This is a genomic window from Parasphingomonas halimpatiens, assembly GCF_036663795.1.
GTDB lineage: Bacteria > Pseudomonadota > Alphaproteobacteria > Sphingomonadales > Sphingomonadaceae > Sphingomonas.
Genome location: NZ_JAXOJP010000018.1, coordinates 71,991 through 88,330, shown reverse-complemented (window position 1 = coordinate 88,330; position 16,340 = coordinate 71,991). Strand labels below are relative to the sequence as shown.

15 protein-coding genes are annotated in these 16,340 nt (G+C 67.4%); 5 read left to right on the top strand and 10 right to left on the bottom strand.

The window, feature by feature from the left end; translation table 11 throughout:
* Positions 1-236 precede the first annotated feature (236 nt).
* Positions 237-1,427: a Yip1 family protein gene (locus U1839_RS17300; RefSeq protein WP_332804835.1), complete on the bottom strand. Its 1,191-nt coding sequence runs from the start codon at positions 1,425-1,427 to the stop codon at positions 237-239.
* Positions 1,428-1,593: 166 nt separating this feature from the next.
* Here U1839_RS17300 and U1839_RS17295 point away from each other — a divergent pair, with 166 nt between their 5' ends.
* Entirely contained in the window at positions 1,594-3,501 is a 1,908-nt protein-coding gene (locus tag U1839_RS17295) for a S9 family peptidase (protein ID WP_332804834.1), read from the top strand.
* A 35-nt stretch (positions 3,502-3,536) separates the two neighbouring features.
* On the opposite strand, the gene U1839_RS17290 is transcribed toward U1839_RS17295, so the two are convergent.
* The 8 genes from U1839_RS17290 to U1839_RS17255 all read right to left on the bottom strand — a co-directional run bounded on the left by U1839_RS17290 (position 3,537) and on the right by U1839_RS17255 (position 11,342).
* Positions 3,537-4,592, bottom strand: coding sequence for a cell wall hydrolase (locus tag U1839_RS17290; RefSeq protein ID WP_332804833.1), 1,056 nt, complete (start codon positions 4,590-4,592; stop codon positions 3,537-3,539).
* Between the two features lie 180 nt (positions 4,593-4,772).
* A complete protein-coding gene (locus U1839_RS17285; RefSeq protein WP_332804832.1) occupies positions 4,773-5,138 on the bottom strand; it encodes a methyltransferase family protein in 366 nt (121 codons plus the stop codon).
* A 3-nt stretch (positions 5,139-5,141) separates the two neighbouring features.
* On the bottom strand, positions 5,142-5,507 hold the full coding sequence (locus U1839_RS17280; RefSeq protein ID WP_332804831.1) for a hypothetical protein: 366 nt from the start codon (positions 5,505-5,507) through the stop codon (positions 5,142-5,144).
* An 86-nt stretch (positions 5,508-5,593) separates the two neighbouring features.
* Positions 5,594-5,806, bottom strand: a complete 213-nt coding sequence (locus tag U1839_RS17275; RefSeq protein ID WP_332804830.1) for a hypothetical protein — start codon at positions 5,804-5,806, stop codon at positions 5,594-5,596.
* Between the two features lie 98 nt (positions 5,807-5,904).
* Positions 5,905-7,110, bottom strand: a complete 1,206-nt coding sequence (locus U1839_RS17270) for a carbohydrate porin (protein ID WP_332804829.1) — start codon at positions 7,108-7,110, stop codon at positions 5,905-5,907.
* Entirely contained in the window at positions 7,107-8,426 is a 1,320-nt protein-coding gene (locus tag U1839_RS17265) for an ABC transporter ATP-binding protein (protein ID WP_332804828.1), read from the bottom strand. Before U1839_RS17265 ends, U1839_RS17270 begins: the two co-directional genes overlap by 4 nt.
* A gap of 15 nt (positions 8,427-8,441) precedes the next feature.
* Positions 8,442-10,190, bottom strand: coding sequence for an ABC transporter permease (locus tag U1839_RS17260; protein ID WP_332804827.1), 1,749 nt, complete (start codon positions 10,188-10,190; stop codon positions 8,442-8,444).
* Between the two features lie 213 nt (positions 10,191-10,403).
* Entirely contained in the window at positions 10,404-11,342 is a 939-nt protein-coding gene (locus U1839_RS17255) for an ornithine cyclodeaminase family protein (protein ID WP_332804826.1), read from the bottom strand.
* A 216-nt stretch (positions 11,343-11,558) separates the two neighbouring features.
* Between U1839_RS17255 and U1839_RS17250 the strand changes: the two genes are divergently transcribed.
* The 3 genes from U1839_RS17250 to U1839_RS17240 all read left to right on the top strand — a co-directional run bounded on the left by U1839_RS17250 (position 11,559) and on the right by U1839_RS17240 (position 13,338).
* Positions 11,559-12,500, top strand: coding sequence for an alpha/beta hydrolase (locus U1839_RS17250; RefSeq protein ID WP_332804825.1), 942 nt, complete (start codon positions 11,559-11,561; stop codon positions 12,498-12,500).
* Between the two features lie 60 nt (positions 12,501-12,560).
* Complete coding sequence (locus tag U1839_RS17245) at positions 12,561-12,950, top strand: VOC family protein (RefSeq protein WP_332804824.1); 390 nt, start codon at positions 12,561-12,563, stop codon at positions 12,948-12,950.
* Positions 12,951-13,053: 103 nt separating this feature from the next.
* Positions 13,054-13,338 carry a barstar family protein gene (locus U1839_RS17240; RefSeq protein ID WP_332804823.1) on the top strand — a complete coding sequence of 95 codons (285 nt, stop codon included), beginning with the start codon at positions 13,054-13,056 and terminating at the stop codon, positions 13,336-13,338.
* Between the two features lie 88 nt (positions 13,339-13,426).
* Here the strand turns inward: U1839_RS17240 and U1839_RS17235 are convergent, their stop codons facing one another.
* The gene (locus U1839_RS17235) at positions 13,427-14,299 is read right to left on the bottom strand and encodes a hypothetical protein (protein ID WP_332804822.1); all 873 of its coding nucleotides are present in this window, start codon (positions 14,297-14,299) and stop codon (positions 13,427-13,429) included.
* On the opposite strand from U1839_RS17235, the gene U1839_RS17230 reads away from it, so the two are divergent.
* The gene (locus tag U1839_RS17230) at positions 14,285-16,333 is read left to right on the top strand and encodes an ATP-binding protein (protein ID WP_332804821.1); all 2,049 of its coding nucleotides are present in this window, start codon (positions 14,285-14,287) and stop codon (positions 16,331-16,333) included. The genes U1839_RS17235 and U1839_RS17230 overlap by 15 nt on opposite strands.
* Positions 16,334-16,340: the final 7 nt, after the last annotated feature.

Genomic DNA, 16,340 nt, shown 5'->3' with positions numbered 1-16,340 from the left:
ATTGGGCAAAAGCAGCTTCTGCCGGCGATCACAGCCCTCAATGAAACGTCCCACTTCGGCGCCTCCTGCAACGCCAGAATCATAGCATATCAGGGCGTTTTCACACAGCCTCCACCACTCATTGCCATTCTACCTGCCGCCGATCGATCGAATCGCTCGAAAGCCGCCGTCGACACCCGGGAAGGAGCGCGCTCGAAGATTACCGATCAGCCCGCCAATGCCCCGGCCGGATCGCCCTACTTCGCCAGTCCCGCCAGCTTACCCGTATCGATCGCCGCCACCGCCTGTTTCAGGACATCGATGCTCTGCGCATTACCCGACGCGTCGACCGCGAAGCGGCTGGCGACCATCGTCGAATAGCTGCCGCGATGGTCGGCATTGTCCCATTTCTCGCTGACCATCGATCCGTCGACCATCGCGGTCTTTTCATAGCCATTGGCGGTGGTCTTGCTCGATTGCAGGTTCATCGCCCCGCCCAGCGTCGCCACCGCGCCCATCGCGCCGACATCGGCGACCGACAGGCTGAAGCTCTGCTCGCCCATCGTATAGCGCGCCTCGGCCTTGCTGCCGCTGATGCCCGCAGCACCACCGGCCTGCGTCTCGACATCGCCGCGCGTGAAGCCGGCGATCGTCGCCGGCAGCATCGCCTGCAGCGTATCTGCCGGCACCGCGGAGCTGTGCCCGCTCGCCGCATCGGCCTGCATCCGTTCGCTCGCCGCCGTCATCCGCTCGCTGGCGGCCTTCACCTTGTCGAGATCGACCGAGCCGAGCCCGGGCACCGACACCGTGCCGCTGACCGTGCCGGCATCGGCGGTGATCCCCGGTCGCATCAACCCGCCGGTCACCGTCCCGGCGATCGCCATGGCTACGGCGTACACCACCACGCACGCGACCAGCGACACGGCGAAATACGGCACAGCCTTGTCCGCCGGCGGCTTCATCAGCAGCGGCAGGCCGATCCACATCAGATAGAGCGAATAGCAGCTGAGCAGCCCGAGAAAGAACAGGCTGGGCATGATCTGGACGATCCCGACGACCAGCGCCGCGGTCGACGAGTAAGCCGCGACCTTCATCGCCGCGACGGCGTTCTTGGTGCCGCCGAAGCTCGGGGCGAGCGCATCGATCACCAGCGCGAGGATGAAGATTCCGGCCAGCATCGAGACATAGCCGATCACCGCCGTCTCGATCGATCCGATCAGCGACGGCCGGTAATGCACGCCGAGAAAACCGAAGCCGAATAACTGCGCGCCGATCAGCCCGGCGATCGGCCCGATCGCGGCGAGCGGCACGACCCAGCTGGTGAAGATGCCCATTGCGGTCATCGGTTCGGCGTCGATCGCCTGCCATTCGGCGGTCGGGCTCAATATCAGGCGCTTGATGCGCTCGATCATGCCCTTCGAACGGCCGCCTGGAAACTGCGTTGCCATGGTCGTGCTCCCCTTTCTGCATCGGATCCAATTGCGCCCATGATACACCCGATCGGGCGCGGTCGATAGGATCGAGACGACACCGCGGCGCGGCGGCCGATGCGAACGGCTTGCCGCGCGCCGCCGCCATGCTATCCCGACGCATCCCTTCTCCCGGAGCCTGTTCATGCGTTTGCGTTTCGCCGCCCTGTTGCTCGCCGCCACCGCCACCCCGGCGCTCGCCGCGCCGATCCATCAATATGGCGGGCTCGCGCTCGCGCCGAAGGGCGATGTGCTGGCGACGATCGAGGACAATGCCGCCGATCACGGCGTCGTCACGCTGCGTTCGGTCAAGGGCGGCAAGGTGCTGCGTACGATCGATCCGTGCGCCAAATGCGGTTATGCCGGGCTGAGCTTCGGCCCCGATGGCAGCCTTGCCTATCTCGCGCGCGATCGCGCCGCTGGCACCGTTACGCTGATGGTCGATGGAGGCAGGGCGCAGCGCCCGGTAGCGACGGTTGCCGGCATCGCGCAGACGCCGCGCTGGTCGCCAGATGGCACGCGCATCGCGCTGCTCGTCACGATCGGCGCCGCCAAGGAAGCCGGCGCGACCCAGGCCGGCGTGCGCCAGGTCGGCGAGATCGGCGAGCATAGCGACGAACAGCGCCTTGCCGTGTTCAACGCCACGGGCGCGCCGGTCGCGGCGGCGGCGGTCAAGCCGCTGTCGCCGGCCGATCGCTACGTCTACGAATATGACTGGACACCCGACGGCAAGGGCTTCGTCGCCACCACAGCGCTCGGCAATGGCGACAATAATTGGTGGGTCGCGACGCTCGACGCGATCGACGCGGCGACTGGCGATCTGCGGAACATCGCCAGGCCGACGACGCAAATGAATTTCCCGCGGGTTTCGCCCGACGGCAGGAGCGTGGCCTATATCGGCGGGCTGATGAGCGATTTCGGCTCGGTCGGCGGCGATTTGTGGACCGTGCCACTCGCCGGTGGCGAGCCGGTAAACATGTCGCGGGACGCGAAGTTCACGGCCACTTCACTGATCGCCACAAACAAGGGGTTGTGGTTGACCGTCCTCAAAGGCGACCGAGCAGGGTACATGACCCCGGTTTCCTCGAACGCGGACGGCGCAGGTATCTGGAGCCGCCCGGCCAGCTTCGCCGCCGGCGACGGCCGCGCCGCGTTCAGCGCCGATGGCCGTACCGTCGCGATGGTCGTGCAGGACTTCACCCATGCCCCCGCGATCTTCGCCGGCCCGGTCGGCAAACCGGTGCAGATCACGCATGACAATGACGCCGCCCCCGCGCTTGCCATTGCGCGCAGCATTGAGTGGAAGAATGACGGCTTCGACGTGCAGGGCTGGCTGCTCGCGCCGCTTGGTGCCGATCCGGCGGCCAGGCATCCGATGGTCACCATCGTCCATGGCGGCCCCTCCGCCGCCAACGTGCCCAGTTACGTCCAGCGCGGCGCGACCGCCGATCTGCTCGCTGCCGGATACTACGTCTTCCTGCCCAATCCGCGCGGCAGCTACGGCCAGGGCGAGGCGTTCACCGCTGCCAACAAGCGCGACTTCGGTGGCGGCGATTTGCGCGACATCCTTAGCGGCATCGACGCGGTCGAAAGGCAAGCGCCGATCGACGACGCGCGGCTCGGCCTGACCGGTGGCAGCTATGGCGGCTTCATGGCGATGTGGGCCAACACCCAGACCAACCGCTTCAAGGCGATCGTCGCGGGGGCGGGGCTATCCAACTGGGTCAGCTATTACGGCACCAATGGCATCGACCAGTGGATGCTGCCGTTCTTCGGCAAGACGATGTACGACGACCCCAAAGCCTATGAGGACGTCTCGGCGATCTACCACATGAAGAAGGCGAAGACGCCGACCTTCATCTATGTCGGCGAACGCGACATCGAGGTGCCGCCGACCCAGTCGATCGAATATTGGCACGCGCTGAAGGACATGGGCGTCGAGACCAGCCTGGTGATCTATCCCGAGGAAGGCCATGGCATCCGCGGCCCCGCCAACACCGCCGACCTGCGCAAGCGCACGGTGGCGTGGTTCGACAAATATCTGGGAAGGTAGCGATGGGGGTTCCTCCCCGTCGCGGGGAGGAATGATTATCGCAGCGGCTTGCCCGAATCCTTCCACTTGTCGAGGATCTGCGAGTCGTCGCTCTGGTAGCCCGGCGGCACGGCTGAGGCGGTCGCGCGCGACGTGGCCACCACCGCCGCCCCGCCGGCCAGCGGCCTGCCGCTCTGCGCATAGGCCGGCTGGATCGCGGCCGGCGCGGTCACGCGCGGCGCGACGACCGGCGGGGCGGGAATTGCCGCCAGCACCGGAACAGGGACATCGGCGCGCGGATGCGGGGCGGGCAGGGGCTCGCCGCCGGCATAGCCCTGGCTGAACGCCGCCGGCGTGCCCCACCAGCCCTGCCAGCGATGGAAGAAGTGCGCACCGATCGCCGCGGTCATCACGAGGCTGCGGTTCCAGCGCGGCGTCACGGCATAGGTATGGTAATGCGTCGCGAGGCCGACGGGGGCGAACACACGGCCGCCCAATGCCGCCGCCGCGACCTTCGCCGCGCGGATCCAATAGTCGCGACTTGGCGTGCGCGCCGCCGCGCCGTCACAGGCAAAGCTGAACTGGCAGCCGCTATGTTCGGATCCCTGATAGACCACGCCGCACACCGTCGCCGGAAAGGCCGGGTGGCGCACGCGGTTGAGCACGACCTGCGCCACTGCCTGCTGCCCGGCATCGGGCTCGGTCGCGGCCTCATAATAGACCGCGGCGGTCAGGCATTGCAGCGCGCGGCCCTTGTCGACTGCGCTGGCATTCTTCATCGAAAAAGGCTGGGCCGGATGGATGCTGGCATTGGCGGCATAATCGCCTGCACCGGGCGGCAGCGGGAGATCGGGCAGCGCGATGCTACCCGTTGCGCCGGCGATCGCGGTCTCGGCGGCAGGCGCCGCGGCGGCGACTGGCTCTGGATCGTCGGCATAGAGCGCGGCCGCGCCCGGAAAATGCTCGAGTGCCTCATAGCCGGTCGGCACGGGCGGCGCCTCGGCGACAGTCTCGGTTCGCGCGGCGATCGCGCGCAACGCGGCATGCGCCGAGACGCCGGCACAGATGACGAACGCGACGGCGAGTGCGCCGACCCGGCTCAGCCGACGCATGCGAAACCACTCCCTGATCGCGAACAAACTCATCGGCGCAGTGCGCTCCCACTGCCGGAACCCACCGGCGCTTCGCGCCATAGCGTAGATTCGTTAGCGAATCCGTCGCGAAATTTGCCGTGTATCGCCGCGAAACACTTGATGGTTAACGTAATTCTTTCGGCAAATCGAGCTCCGCCGCTACCCGCGCACCTTGCCGAGCCCCGGCACCAGCATGCCGACGCGACGACGATAATCGGCATAGGCCGGGCCGATATGGCGCAGCAGGTCGCGCTCCTCGAAACCGACCGCGATCAGCACATAGAGCGTCATACCGCCGGCCAGCAGCGCATGCCCGACGGTCATCGTCGGAATCGCCCAGAAGGAGATCAGGAAGCCGGTATAGAGCGGGTGCCGCACCCATTTGTAGAACAGCGGTTCGCGCAGTTCGGGGGCGGGCGCTTCATGCCCGCGCAGATGGCGCCAATGCTGGGCGAGGCCGAACAGTTCGAAATGGTCAAGCAGCCAGGTGCTGACGAACACCACGCCCCAGCCGAGAAAGAACAACCCTCACAGCGCGCCCGCAAGCCACGGCGCGCGGGCCTCCCAGACGATCGGCGCGATCGGCCGCCACAGCACGATCATCGCGAGCAGCGCGATGCTGCTCATCAGCACATAGAGGGTGCGTTCGAGCACCGGCGGCACGCTGCGCGTCAGCACCGCCTTGAACCCGGGGCGCGCCATCACGCTGTGCTGCACGCCGAACAGCACGATGGCGAAGATGTCGCAGGCGATTGCGACGGACAGCGACGCGGCCGGCCCGCGATCGACGCTGACCGGCACGTACAGATCGCCGACAAAGCCGATCAGATAGAGAAAGACGCCGAAGAAAACGAAATACGCCAAGACCCCGAAGACGAAATGCAGATATTTCATGGTCGCTGCTCCCCAAGCCGCGCGGCCATCATTAACACCGATCGACCCAACACGCGAGTACGGCGTCTTGCCGGTAGCGTATCAGCCTAGATTTCGAGCCAGGGGTTTTCGCTGATCATCGCGTAAAAGCCTTGCCACCCCGGCGGTTCCGGATTTGCGAGCGCAAAGGAAGCCCGCGCTTCCGCGGACATGACCAAAAAAGCTTTGTAAAAGGTGTCATAGGTTTCTTCGCCGCTGCCCATTCGCCAGCTGATCGATCCGCGCGGCTCATCGGGGAAGACAGACCAAGGCGGCTCCATGATGCGCTTGTACCATGCGGCGCACCTTTCGTAACGGTGCGATCGTCGAGCTTCTGGAGCGTCGCGTCCTCTCGTTCGCGGTCGGCCAGCGGCGTAGCCTATTTGCCGATCTTCACGCGCAACCCCAGTACCACCGCGTCGCGACGTCGCGCGTCGCCGCCGGGATTGGCGACATATTGCAGGTCGGGCTGGAAGCTCAGCCAATCCGCGATGGTCGCGCGGTAGCTAGCCTCGACGATCAGCTCGCGACGATCGGTCGGATTGCCCGCCAGCAGCTGGAACTGCCGATACCGCCGGCTGAAATTGGCCGAGGCGAAAGCAATGCCGGCCTCGTCTTCCGTGCGCCCACGGAACGGCCCGGCATAGACCATGCCGCCGCCGAGATAGCTGGCGATCATATTGTAGCGCGGGTCGGCCACGCCGAAGCGCAGCCAGCCCGACAGCCCCTTGGGCGGGTCGTCGCGCGTGCCCAAGAAACGATGTTCGGCAATGACATAACCGCCCTTGTTGCCGCGGCCCGTCGCCGTGCCGGGCGGGGAGGCGACGTCGTCGAACCGCGCGGTATAACCCCAGCCGCCGAGCGCGAGCTTGGTGCCGCCGCGCAGATAGTCGAGTTCGCCGACGAGCAACGCGCCGTCGCGCCCCGACAGATTGATCGCGGTGCGCCCAGGATGTTCGGGGTCGCCCGGCACGCCGTCGAGCACCGCGGCCCGCGCCAGCCAGTTGCTGCCGAACTTCATCTCGCCGCGCAGCGCGAGCGAGGTGACCGGGAAGATCGACGGTCCGTTGCGCCCCGATTGCGAGAAATCCGGGCCGATGCCGTGCGACGAGAGCAGGAACAGCCCGCCGCTGCGCGTCGTGTCGAATTCCGCATTGAGATTGTAGAGCCCGAGTTTGAGCGACCCGCGTTGCCCGATATCCTGCTCGATCCACGCCTCGAACAGGCGCAGCGCGCGGATGTCGGTCTCGACATTGGAGACGCTCTGCACGTCGCCGACCAGGTCGGCCGAGAGCGGCGTGCCATTATTGTAGAGGCCGTAGACGAACAGCCTCGCACCCTTCCAGCCGAGGAGGCGGTCGGCATCGACCGACAGCTGGAGGTCGACATTGTCGAGATATCGCGTGCCGGTCGCGATCCCGCCGCGCACATTGCCGCGCAGGTCGGCCGTATACACCACCGACAGCGTGACGGGCCCCGCCGGCCGCTCGTTGGCCGACGCCGGCGCGCCGCTCGGCCGCTCGTCCTGGGCAAGGGCCGGCGCGGCGAACAGCAGCGCCGCGAGGCCGGCGACCCGCCAGGTCACACGGCGTCTTCCAGCGAGAAGCGATCATCGGCCTCGTCATAGGCGAAGACCTCGGCATAGCGGCCCCAATGCGTCACCGTGCGCAGCGTCTCGTCGGCGTATTCCGGCGACATATGGTCCTCCAGCTCATCGCGGAAGCGGCGTGCCGGGGCGACATGACCGGCGCGCTCATCGAGCACACGGCGGATATGCTGCGCAAGCGGGACATGCGCGAGCAGCGCCTGCGCGAACATCGCCTTGCGCGTGTCGACATCGGCCTCGGCATAGCGCCGCGCCGCCGGGGTGAGCTGGATGTCGGCGCCGTGCAGCTCGGCGAAGCGCATCAGTTGCAGCGTCTCGGCCATCGGGAACAGCTCGTCGATCTCGAGCTGCAGCTGGTCGGCAAGGTCGGCCATCGCGGCGCGACCGTCGAACGGGCTGGCATCGACCTCCTCGATCAACCCGGCCAGCGCGTTGGTCGAGACGCGCGGCAGCATCGTCTGGATCGTCGCGCCGGGCAGCGTGCCGTCGCGGCTCGGCTCGGCCGGCGCGCGTGCGGTCATCCGTGCATAGATGTCGTCGACCAGCGCGCGGAATGCCGGGTCGAGCCGGTCGCGCGGCTGCGGCAGGTCGACCCTGATCTCGGCCGCGACGCGCCCGGGGTTGGACGAGAAGACCAGGATGCGGTCGCACATCAGCACCGCTTCCTCGATATTGTGCGTGACGATCAGGATCGACTTGATCGGCATCCGCCCTTCCGCCCACAGGTCGAGCAGGTCGGTACGCAGCGTCTCGGCGGTCAGCACGTCGAGCGCCGAGAAGGGCTCGTCCATCAAAAGCAGCGACGGGTTGACGACGATCGCGCGCGCCAGCCCGACGCGCTGGCGCATCCCGCCCGAAAGTTCCTTGGGATAGGCATTCTCGAACCCGTCGAGGCCGATCAGGTCGATCGCGGCGAGCGCGCGCGTGCGGCGCTCGTCGGGCGGCACGCGCAGCGCCTCGAGCCCGAGTTCGACATTCTCCAGCACGGTCAGCCACGGGAACAGCGCGAAGGTCTGGAACACCATGCTGACGGTCGGCGTCGCGCCGCCCTCGCCGGGGACGAAGCGGATCGCGCCCTCGTCGGGCGCCATCAGCCCGGCGATCGAGCGCAGCAGCGTCGACTTGCCCGAGCCCGAGCGGCCGAGCAGCCCGACCACTTCGTCCTCGTTGAGCGTCAGTTCGACATCGTCGAGCACCAGCAGCCCGCCGCCGCCGGCCTTGCCATAGCGGTGCGAGACATGTTCGACCGTGACGAGCGGCACGGTCGCGATCGCGCGATTGAGCACGGTGGCCATCTACCTTCTCCTTGGTCAGCCGAGCCGCAGGCGGCGGTCGGCATAGGCATAGAGCGGCCGCCACAGCAGCCGGTTGAATCCGATGACGAAGATCGACATCACCGCGATGCCCAGCGTCACGCGCGGATAGTCGCCGGCGGCGGTGGCGCGCGCGATATAGCTGCCGAGACCCGTGGCCTCGAGATGCTCGTGACCCCATGACACCGCTTCGGCGACGATGCTGGCGTTCCACGATCCGCCCGAGGCGGTCAGCGCGCCGGTGACGTAATAGGGAAAGATGCCGGGGATGATCAGCCGCCGCCACCATTGCCAGCGCTTGACGCCGAACATGCCGGCCGCCTCGCGCAAATCGTTGGGGATCGCGCTCGCCCCGGCGATGACGTTGAACAAGATGTACCACTGCGTGCCGAGCACCATCAGCGGCGACAGCCAGATGTCGACATTGAGGTGCCAGCGCACGATCGCGATCACCGCGAAGGGGAACAGCACATTGGCGGGGAACGCGGCGAGGAACTGCGCCACCGGCTGGAGCCGCTCGGCCCAGCGCGGCCTGAGGCCAATCCATACGCCGATCGGCACCCAGATCAGGCTGGCGACCGCGATCAGCAGCAGCACGCGCAGCATCGTCACCATGCCGGAACCGAAGGCGAGCAGCGCATCGCGCCAGGCGAGGTGGTGCGCGACATAACCCACCACCAGCCACGCCGCGGCAAGCGATGTGGCGGCGACCAGCACCAGCCACAGCCCGCGCCCGATCCGCCCGCGCCGCGGGTCGTCGCGCAGCGCCGGGCGCCGCGCCGCGCGCGTGTCGATCGCCATCAGCAGCCGGCCAAGCCCGGTCAGCGGCGCGAACAGTAGCGGCAGCAACCGCGTGCGGCGGAACAGGTCATAGGCCCAGCTGCGCGGCGCATCCTGCGACGCGGTCTGTTCGAAGCGGAAGCGATCGGCCCAGGCGACGACCGGGCGGAACACCAGCTGGTCGTAAAGCAGGATGACCACCGCCATCGCGCCGACCGCCCAGCCGACCGCACGGAAATCCTGCCGCTCGATCGCCAACGCCAGCCATGATCCGATCCCCGGCAGCATGATCTGCGTGTTGCCGACGCTGATCGCCTCCGACGCGACGACGAAGAACCAGCCGCCCGACATCGACATCATCGCGTTCCACACCAGGGCCGGCGTGGCGAAGGGCAGCTCGAGCCGCAGGAAACGCCGCCACGGCGACAGCCCGAAGCCGCGCGTCACTTCCTCCAGATCGGCCGGTACCGAGCGCAGCGACTGGTAGAAGCTGAACGCCATGTTCCACGCCTGGCTGGTGAAGATCGCGAAGATCGCCGCCAGCTCGACGCCGAACTGCTCGCCCGGAAACAGCCCCATGAAGAACGTCACGGTAAAGGTCAGGAAGCCGAGGATCGGCACCGATTGCAGGATGTCGAGCGCCGGCACGATGACCATCTCGGCGCGGCGGCTGCGCGCGGCGAGCGTCGCGACGATGAAGGTGAACACCAGCGACGCGCCGAGTGCCGCAAACATGCGCAGCGTCGTGCGCAGCGCATAACCCGGCAGGTTCCACGGATCGAGCGCCACCGGCGCGATGCGCAGCCGGGCGAGCGGCTCGCTCATCCCTTCCGCGCCGCGAATGACCAGCACCGCCGCGCCGGCCAGCAGCATAAAGGCGATCGCATCGGCCCAGCTCGGTGCGGGGGCGACGCGCAGCAGGCGCGAAAAGCTGCGCATACCGGTGGTGGGCGGTATCTTGCTCATGTCTCACCTCGTTCGGGCGCCATCGGCGGCAGCCCGGGGCGAGACTGACGGATCAGGCTCGGACGGGCGCCTCCGACGGCGCGGACAATCGACTGCTACTGTCGCTTGGCATGGGTCTGGTTGTTCCTGATCGTCGGCGAGTCGCCGACCGGCGGGCGATTGCTCCCGCACCGCAGCATTGTCAATTGCTCCGGGCGAGCGCGATGGCGATGGTCAGGCGTCGTCGCGATACAGCGCCCACACGCTCGCCAGATCCTGCACGACGTGCCCCAGCGACTTGTAGACGGTGACCTCGTCCGCCGAGCCCCGCCCGGCGATCGTGCCTGCCAGTACTTCACCGATCTCGGCGACGATGTGGTCGTCGCCGATCAGCCCGGCGTCGCGCGCACGGCGGAATTCGCCGCCCTGCGCCAGCACGCCCTCGCGGCTGTCGACGAAGAAGCGCGACCGTGCCACCAGCGCATTGTCGACCTCGGCCGGCCCGGCATGGCTCGATCCGACCAGGTTGAGATGCGTGCCCGGCCGCACCCAGGCGCTTTCGAGGATCGGGTCGTGCGCCGCGCTCACCGTGCAGATGATGTCGGCATCGACCACAGCACCGTGGACCGTCTCGCTCGCCGCGATGGCGAAATCGAATTCGTCTTCCATCTTCGCGACGAACGCTGCCGCGCGCTCGGACGAGCGTCCCCATACGCGCACCATTTCGAGCGGGCGGACCTGTGCGATCGCGCGGATGTGCGTCGCGGCCTGTTCGCCATATCCCAGGACCGCCATCCGGCAGGATTCGGGCCGCGCCAGCGCATCGGTTGCCACCGCGCTGGCCGCGGCGGTGCGGATCGCGGTGATCTCGCCGGCATGCGCGACGCACACCGGTGCGCCGCTCGCGGGGTCGAACAGCACGACCACGCCCTGATGCGACTGCCGCCCCTGCGCGAAATTGTCGGCATAGACGCTGATCAGCTTGGCCCCGAACGGCCCGTCGGCCGCCAGCGCGCCGGGCATGATGCCGAACAGCCGCCCCTCGCCCAGCGGGATGATCGAGCGCAGCAACTGCCGCGTCTCGCCGGTCGAGAAGGCGATCATCGCCTCGCGCACGATCGGGATGCAGCGTTCATAGCTCAGTCGCCGGCGGACTTCGTCGCGATCGATCATGCGCATGGGAAAGGCTCCGGAAGGGGTAAAGGGCGATCGGCGTAAACCGGCGTGCCGGTGCCTTGCGCCATGCCCGACAGGCCATCAAACGCAAAACGGACAATGCGCCGTGCGTCATCCGGATTCGGCTGCCCTGGGTCCGGCGTGCCGGCACAAACGATTCCACTATGGCGCGAAAGGGGTCGCGCCACGCCCCGCCGAACGCAGGAACATGCCATGGATACCCGCCACCTCGTCGATTCCGAAGTCGCCCCGATGCTCGATCTCTGGCCGACCATGACGATTGCCGCCGACACGCTCGACGCGATGCGCAACCGCGAGATGCCGGTGATGCCGTTCGACGCCTCGGGCAGCACGCTGGCGGTGCGTTCGGTGCCCGGCCCGGCGGGCGCGCCCGACATCGGGTTACACATCTACCTCCCCGACGATGCGGCGCGGCCGCTGCCGTGCATCTACCATATCCATGGCGGCGGCTATGTCGCCGGCAAGGCCGCCATGGGCGAGCCGCGCCACCGCCCGCTGGTCAAGGCGCTGGGCTGTGCGCTCGTCTCGGTCGACTATCGCCTCGCACCCGAGACGCCGCACCCCGGCCCGGTCGAGGATTGTTATGCCGGGCTCGCCTGGCTCGTCGCCAACGCCGCTGCGCTCGGCATCGACCCAGCGCGGATCGGGGTGATGGGCGAGAGCGCCGGTGGCGGCCTCGCCGCGGCGCTGGCGCTGCTCGTCCGCGATCGTGGCGAACATGCGCTGGCCTTCCAGCACCTGATCTATCCGATGCTCGACGACCGCACCTGCGTCACCGCCGACCCGCACCCTCATACCGGCGAGTTCATCTGGAGCGCCGCCAGCAACCATTTCGGCTGGTCGTCGCTGCTCGGCCACGAACCCGGCCGCGACGACGTTTCGCCCTACGCCGCACCGGCGCGCGCAACGGATCTCGCCGGCCTGCCGCCGACCTTCATCTCGACCGGCGCGCTCGATCTCTTCGTCGAGGAGGATCTCGATTATGCCCGCCGCCTGATCCGCGCCGGCGTGCCGACCGAACTGCACGTCTTCCCCGGCGGCTTCCACGGTTACGACATGATGCCCGGCGCGCGCATCAGCGCGGCCGCCGCGATGGCGACCCGCGAGGCCTTGCGGCGCTTCCTGCACGGCTGATCGCGGGCGCGCCCGCTTCGTGCTATGGCGCCGGACTGCCATTGGAATGTGGAGGCGATCATGCACATCCCGCCCGGTTTCACCACGCTGTTCCCCTATATCTTCGTCAGCGATGCGCCGGTCTATCTCGACTTCCTCGCCGACGGGCTGGGTGGGGAGATCATCGGCGTGCATCGCTCGCCCGACGACATCGTGCGCAACGCCCATATCCGCTTCGGCGACATCACGATCATGGTCAGCGAAGCGGTGGACGGCCGCGAGCCCTCGCGCGGTACCCACTATCTCTACGTCCCCGACGCCGACGCCGCGATGGCCCGCGCCGTCGCGGCGGGTGGCGTGCAGACGATGGCCGTCGCCGACATGCCCTATGGCGAGCGCCAGGGCGGCGTTACCGATCCGTCGGGCAACATCTGGTGGCTGTCGCAGCGGCTTGCGGCGGGTGCTTATTGAAAGCGCCGCTATTTGATGCTCGCCGCCATTTCATGCGGAGAAAAGCCGCCGGGCGCGAGCCCCCCGATTGCGGACATTTGAAGTGGAGGGCATTCAGCACGGTATGAAAACGATCGAACTGGATGCCTCGACGTGGTCGTCGCCAGATGATTTTTTCTCTGCGCTCTTGCCAGCACTGGGCTCGCCCGGCTGGCACGGATACAATCTCAACGCTCTGTGGGACAGCATAACCAGCAACATAAACGATATTGAGCCGCCATTCAGCGTCGTCGTGCAACACGCGAACCTATCAAGTAAGGATATAATGGTGCTGCTACAGGGGGTGTCTGCGGTGTTTGCCGACGCGAGAAGCGAGCGAGGACTCGACGTCCAGTTCTCGATCCGCTGAACGACCTCATTACACCAAGAAAAGCCGTTCTGGTCGCCCCTTAAATCGGGCCCCGAACGATTGGCCAAGCGAACCGGCAAGACACGGTTCAGCCCGTCTTGCCCGCCGCCAACAGCGGTAGCGGGCGCGCCATCCGTTCTTTCAGATCGTCGAGACCGTAGAGGTGATAGCTGGCAGCGTTGCCGTTCCACACGACGAAGCCGATCGTACCGTCATCGACAAGGTTCGGCACGTCCAGCGCGGTAACGCCGCGTGCCGCCCAGAGCTGCTTTCCCGTAGCGACGGTGCCGATCAGAACATCATATTTGGACGATCCGGCGTTGCCGACCAGCGCGACATAGGCGCGCCCGACGCTCTTGCCGTCGGGGCCGGCGGAGGAAAGCACGTCCCATTGCACCAGAGGTCGATCATTATTGGGCAGAACGTAGCGAGTATCGCCGTTTCTCAAGTCAAGGAGAAGCACGTTACGCTCGGCCTGATCGCCGGATCGGGAGCTCCCAACCATGGCGAGGCTACCATCGGGATTTTTCGCGCCGATCGTCATTGCCAGGAACGGCGTCCCTTCGACCCGCTCCTGCTTGGTAAAGGTCGGGACGTCACCGGATACGGCCTCTGACCGGGGCCGATCTCCGCGAAAAACGCCATGGGGTGCGAAACGGCTCTGGACATCGATCAAGACAGCGACAAGCACGGCCACAGCGGCGAGAATGCCGACGATCCCGAAGGCGGCGATGACCAGGGCGTTGAAACGCCAGACGCGCCGATAGAATGCTCTTTGCATCATCGTTCTCCCGATTGACGGATAGGAGGGTGGGGAACCGGGTCTGTCAATGTCCCGGCCGATCGCGCCCGGCCAACCCCAGCCCCTTGATGTTTCGCTGCAAATGCTGAAACCCCGGTTGTCGGCATCCGTTACGTGCCGGCGGGGGCTGCCGGGAAACGAGCGATGACGTACGTCCACGACGACAGTGCCCCGTTTCCCGAACGACCGCCGGCCGAAATGCCGGCGCTCGCTGCGGCGTTCGACTGGGCGGCGACGCCGCTCGGGCCGCGCGCCGCGTGGTCGCCCGCGTTGGCGCTGTCGGTCGATATCGTCATGGCGTCGGGCTTCCCGATGGCGCTGCGCTGGGGCGCGGATTTCGTGCTGATCTACAATGACGGCTATCGCCCGATCCTCGGTGGCAAGCACCCCGCGGGGTTCGGCCGGCCGATCCGCGACGTATGGCCCGAGGTGTGGCCGCGGATCGAACCGACGCACCGTGCGATCCTCGACGGCGCGAGCGAGGCGGTGTTCGTCGAGGACGCGGTGCTGCGCATCCAGCGCCATGGCGACCGTTGGGAGGATGCCAGCTTCACGCTGAGCTACAGCCCCGTGCCGGACGCAACCGCCGCGAACGGCATCGGTGGCGTGTTCGTTACCGCGGTCGAGACGACGCTGCGTGTCCAGGCCGAGCGCGAGATGGAAGAGACCGTCGCGGCGCGGACGCGCGAGCGCGACCGGCTGTGGCTGACCTCGCAGGATCTCCAGCTCGTGCTCGATGACAACGGGATCGTCCGCGCCGCCAGCCCGGCCTGGACGCGCATCCTCGGTTGGTTGCCCGAGGAGATCGTCGGGCGAAGCTGCCTCGATCTGGTCGAGCCCGAGTTTCGCGCCGTCACGCAGGGTGCGCTGGAGCGGGCGGTCAGCGACGTGCTGCCACCCGTCGAGGTCCGTTGCCTGCACCGCGACGGCGGCGCTCGCTGGATCTCGTGGGTCGCCGCGCCCGATGAGGGGCTGGTCTACGCCAGCGGGCGCGACATCGACGCCGAGAAGACCGCCGCCGACGAGCTCGCCGCCGCGCAGGAGGCGTTGCGCCAGGCGCAGAAGATGGAGGCGATCGGCCAGCTCACCGGCGGTATCGCGCATGATTTCAACAACCTGCTCGCCGGCATTACCGGCAATCTCGAACTGCTTGGCCGGCGCGTCGCGCAGGGACGGCTCGACGCGCTGCCGCGCCATGTCGATGCCGCGCAGGAGGGCGCGCGCCGCGCCGCCGCGCTGACCCAGCGCCTGCTCGCCTTTTCGCGCCGCCAGACGCTCGATCCGCGCCCGCTCGATATCAACCGGCTGGTGCGCAACATGGCCGAGCTGATCGGTCGCACCGTTGGGCCCACCATCGCGATGGAGGTGGTCGGCGCGGCCGGACTGTGGCCGACTTTGGCCGACCAGAACCAGCTCGAAAACGCGCTGCTCAACCTGTGCATCAACGCGCGCGACGCGATGCCCGATGGCGGTCGCCTGACGATCGAGACCGCCAACAAATGGCTCGACGACCGTGCGGCGCGCGATCGCGATCTGCCGCGCGGGCAATATGTCTCGCTGTGCGTCAGCGACACCGGCACGGGCATGGCGCCCGACGTGATCGACCGCGCCTTCGATCCGTTCTTCACCACCAAGCCGCTCGGCCAGGGCACCGGGCTCGGCCTGTCGATGATCTACGGCTTCGCGCGCCAATCGGGCGGGCAGGTGCGGATTTATTCGGAGGTCGGCGACGGGACGACGATGTGCCTCTACCTGCCGCGCTTCGCCGGCGAGGTCGACGTCGAGCATGGCGCTGCCGCCGTCGCGCAAGCCGATTTCGGCGGCCATGGTGAAACCGTGCTGGTGGTCGATGACGAGGAGGCGATCCGCACGCTCGTCGCCGATGTGCTGGGCGAGGCCGGCTATCATGTCATCACCGCCGAAGACGGTCCATCGGGGTTGCGCCGGCTGGAGAGCGACGTGCGCGTCGACCTGCTGATCACCGATGTCGGCCTGCCCGGCGGGATGAACGGTCGCCAGGTCGCCGACGCGGCGCGCGTGTCGCGCCCCGGGCTGAAAGTGCTGTTCATCACCGGTTATGCCGAAAACGCCGTGGTCGGTAGCGGTCGGCTCGATCCGGGCATGCAGATCATCACCAAGCCCTTCTCAATCGAGGCGCTCGGCGCGCGGGTGCGCGAGATGATCGACGGCTGAGGCGCAC